Source organism: bacterium (assembly GCA_027622355.1).
Classification (GTDB): Bacteria; UBA8248; UBA8248; order UBA8248; family UBA8248; genus JAQBZT01.
Genome location: JAQBZT010000293.1, coordinates 1 through 3,496, shown reverse-complemented (window position 1 = coordinate 3,496; position 3,496 = coordinate 1). Strand labels below are relative to the sequence as shown.

The following is a 3,496-nucleotide window of genomic DNA, read 5'->3' as shown; positions in this document are numbered from 1 at the left end:
GCTGCGGGTGGGGAAGCCTGGCGATCTGGGCGGCGAAGCACTACGGCGTCAATGCGACGGGGGTGACCCTCTCGGGCGAGCAGGCAAAATACGGGCAGGAGTGGATTCGCCGCGAGGGGCTGGAGGATCGCTGTCAGATCCACCACATGGATTACCGTGATTTTCCGGCCGACCAGACTTTTTCCAAGATTTCAGCGATCGGGATCATCGAGCACATCGGGATCACGAACTATCCCGCCTACTTCAACTCGGTCCGCGGGCGGCTCCGGGAGGGCGGTCTTTTCCTCAACCACGGCATCACCCACAACAAGTTCTGGGAGCGGACGCACCAGACGGATTTTCTCGAAAAATATATCTTTCCCAACGGCGAGCTCGACGACATCACCCACATGATGGACATCATGGAGCGGTGCCGATGGGAGATCGTGGATGTCGAGAACCTTCGCCTGCACTACGCCCGTACCTGCCACCAGTGGTATGAAAAGATGGAGGAGAACAAAGAGCGCGTGCGGAAGCTGGTCGGGGAGAAGACCTACCGGCTCTACAGACTCTGGCTGGTCTGTTCCGCGGCGGGCTTCTATTCGGGTTCGCTGGGGCTGTACCAGGTTCTCATGCAAAAATTCGAGATCACGCGGAAGCAGAACCCTGCCTCCACGCGTGAGGACATCTATAAGGTCTTCTTTGCCGAAGAAAGCGAACGAATTCAAACCCGCGCATAGCGCCGCCCGGCAGCCGCCGCCCCCGGGCGGGCTTCCTGCTTTCCGGCCGGCCTGGTTCTGTCCGGGCGCCCATCTGCAGACCCTCTGGGGGGTCTTCCTCCGGCGCTTTCCCGATCTGGACTGGCGGCGGGAGCGCTGGGACACCCCGGACGGGGATTTTCTCCTCATCGACATCCTGGACCCGCCCCGGGCGCAAGCGCCCACCCTGTTCGTCCTCCACGGGCTCGAGGGCTCCTCGGATTCCCACTACGTGAAGGGCATCGCGCGTGCCGCCCGGGCGGAGGGCTGGCGCGTTGCGGCCATGAACTTCCGCTCCTGCGGAGGGGAGGCGAACCGTCTGCCGCGCCTCTACCACTCGGCCGATACGGGGGATCTGGAGATGGTGCTGGAGAGGGCGCTCGGGCGCTTCGAGGGGCCGATCTTTCTGGCGGGGTTTTCGATCGGCGGCAACGTCCTCCTCAAATGGCTCGCAGCGCGGGGCGAGAGTGTTCCGGCCCCGGTCCGGGCGGCGGCGGCCCTCTCGCCTTCCTTCGACCCAGGGGCGAGCGGGCGCCACATGGATCAGAATCCCTGGTCCCTCTATCGGTGGGAGCTGCTCAGGCTTCTCAAGCGCAAGGGGCTGGCCTTCTCCGAGCGGTTTCCCGGTCTCGTGGACGCCGGGCAGATCCGCGCCTCGCGCACTTTCGCCGAATTCGATCGCTGCGTGACGGCCCGGGTACATGGATTCGCGGATGAGAACGACTATTACGCACGGGCGCGGTCGGCGGGGGAGTTGGACAAGATTCGCGTTCCCACCCTTCTCGTGAGCGCCGCTGATGATCCGGTCGTGCCGGCGGCGGCCTACCCGCAGGAGGCGATCGATTCTTCTGCGTGGCTGCGGGGGGTGATGCTTCCAAGCGGCGGACATGTAGGGTTTGTCGCCGGGCGAAACCCCTTCTCGGCCGAATTTTGGGCCGAGGACGCGGCGATTGGTTTTTTCCGGGAGCTGATCGAGGACGCGGGCTAGCCGAGCGCCTCTTTCACGATGCGGAACGTTTTCGGGTGGAACAGCAGCCGGGTGTGCCCCGACCCGGAGATGGTGTGGTTTTTCACCCCTGGCGCCTCCCATCGGGCGTTGGCGTTCGGGATTACGAGCTGGTCGAAATCGCCCGAGATGGCCGTGGCCGCAACCCCGGCCGGGAGCGGTGCCGCATCGAGGCCCTGGAGGAAGGCTCCGCCGGGCTTGATCTGGAGCCCCGCCGGAAGGGGGGCGAAGCGCCAAAGTTCGCTTCCCCCGTGCGGCGTCCCGATCGTGATGAGGCGCCGGATACGCTTCTCCGCGCCCCAGAGGGCGAGATATTTGCGGCAAATCAGCCCGCCAGCGCTGTGACAGACAGTGTCGAAATCCGTGTAACCCTTTTCCAGGCAGAGCTTTTCGATGAAATCGCGCAACTGCCTCGCGTAGGCCTCCAAGGCGAGGCCCGGGGGGGTGTAGGTAAAGTAGTGGGGGCGGTAGCCCGCCTTCTTGAGCTTTCGTGCGAGGGGATACATGGAAAGCCCCCGCATGCCTAACCCGTGGATGCAGATGATGGGCCGCCCGCCCGCCGGAAGGGGCGGGGTCTCTGGCGCGGCGCTCTCGAGGGTGGCCGGAATCTGGCGGCGCAGCGACCAGTGGCGAATGGAGAGGAGCAGATCCGCGAGCGTGAGTGCGATGAGGGCCAGCTGGGTCGCTGCCTCCGCCAGAAGGGGGAGGGCGTCTTTCAGCGAGAAGTCCCACAGCCCCCGCTCATCCGAGGCGCGCCGGGCCTCCTCGTACCACCGGATGACGTAGGCGGTGAGGAAAAAAAGGAGGAAGGCAAGAACCAGCAGCCCGAGAAAGAGCCAGGGACTGACGAGGAGCGCCAGGAGAAGGATGAGGGCGAGCACAATGCAGAAGCCGGGCATTTCAAGTTCCTCCATTTCTGGAGAACATTTTATCCGAAAAAGAACGCGCCGGAAAACAGGGGCGGGGGCACCGGGCATTCGGCGGGGGGAATCAGGAGAGCCTGCGGAAATGGCGCTCGCGGTTTCTCTCCTGGCGCGCGAAGGCGCAGGCGATGAGGCGCTCGAGCAGGGCGGGGTAGGACACCCCGGCGGCTTGGATCATTTTGGGGTAGGCACTCACCGCGGTGAAGCCGGGCAGGGTGTTCAGCTCGTTGAGGTAGAGATCGCCCGAGGAATCGTCGTAGAAGAAATCCACCCGGGCGAGGCCCGAGCAGCCCAGGGCGGTGAAGGCGGAGCGGGCCGTTTGGCGGATCCGGTCCGTCTCGCTGTCAGGGAGCGGCGCGGGGATGATGATTTCCGCGCGCCCCGGCGTGTATTTGGCCTCGTAGTCGTACCAGCCGTCCGCAGTCTTGATCTGGGCCAGCGGGCTGACCAGCGGCGGATTTCCCTCCGGGTCCTCCAGGACGCCGCACTCGAGCTCCATGCCGTCCGCCTCCTCCTCGATCAGCACCTTGAAGTCGTACTCCATGGCATCCTCAACGGCGGAGTTGAGCTGGGAGGCTTCCTCCACGCGGTGGACGCCCACGCTGCTCCCGAGCGAAGCCGGTTTCACGAAAAGCGGCAGTCCCACCGAGGCGATGGCCTGATCGTGGAGTTTTTGGGATTTTTTCGCCCACTCCGCCTTGGTGACGGTCATGCCGGGCAGGACCGGCAGCCCGGCGGCGCGGAGGATCGCCTTGGCGGCGGACTTGTCCATCGAAACGGCCGAGGAGAGACAGCCCGAGCCGACGAAGGGGGCATCGGCCAGCTCGAAG

4 protein-coding genes are annotated in these 3,496 nt (G+C 65.0%); 2 read left to right on the top strand and 2 right to left on the bottom strand.

Annotation, left to right across the window (positions count from 1 at the left end; all coding sequences use genetic code 11):
* Positions 1-719 (top strand): cyclopropane-fatty-acyl-phospholipid synthase (locus O2807_13670; protein MDA1001550.1); only part of this gene is annotated, 719 nt, incomplete at its 5' end.
* Positions 682-1,725 (top strand): alpha/beta fold hydrolase, encoded by a 1,044-nt coding sequence (locus tag O2807_13665; GenBank protein ID MDA1001549.1) that lies wholly within the window; start codon positions 682-684, stop codon positions 1,723-1,725. The genes O2807_13670 and O2807_13665, both read left to right, overlap by 38 nt.
* Here the strand turns inward: O2807_13665 and O2807_13660 are convergent.
* Positions 1,722-2,642, bottom strand: a complete 921-nt coding sequence (locus tag O2807_13660; GenBank protein MDA1001548.1) for a hypothetical protein — start codon at positions 2,640-2,642, stop codon at positions 1,722-1,724. The two genes, O2807_13665 and O2807_13660, sit on opposite strands and share 4 nt — an antisense overlap.
* Before the next feature lie 91 nt (positions 2,643-2,733).
* Positions 2,734-3,496: D-alanine--D-alanine ligase (locus O2807_13655; protein MDA1001547.1), on the bottom strand; the 763-nt coding region annotated here is incomplete at its 5' end.

What these genes read in the sequence shown, in the direction of transcription:
- O2807_13660 (MDA1001548.1), bottom strand. Translation starts at nt 2,642, where the DNA reads ATGCCCGGCTTCTGCATTGTGCTCGCCCTCATCCTTCTCCTGGCGCTC.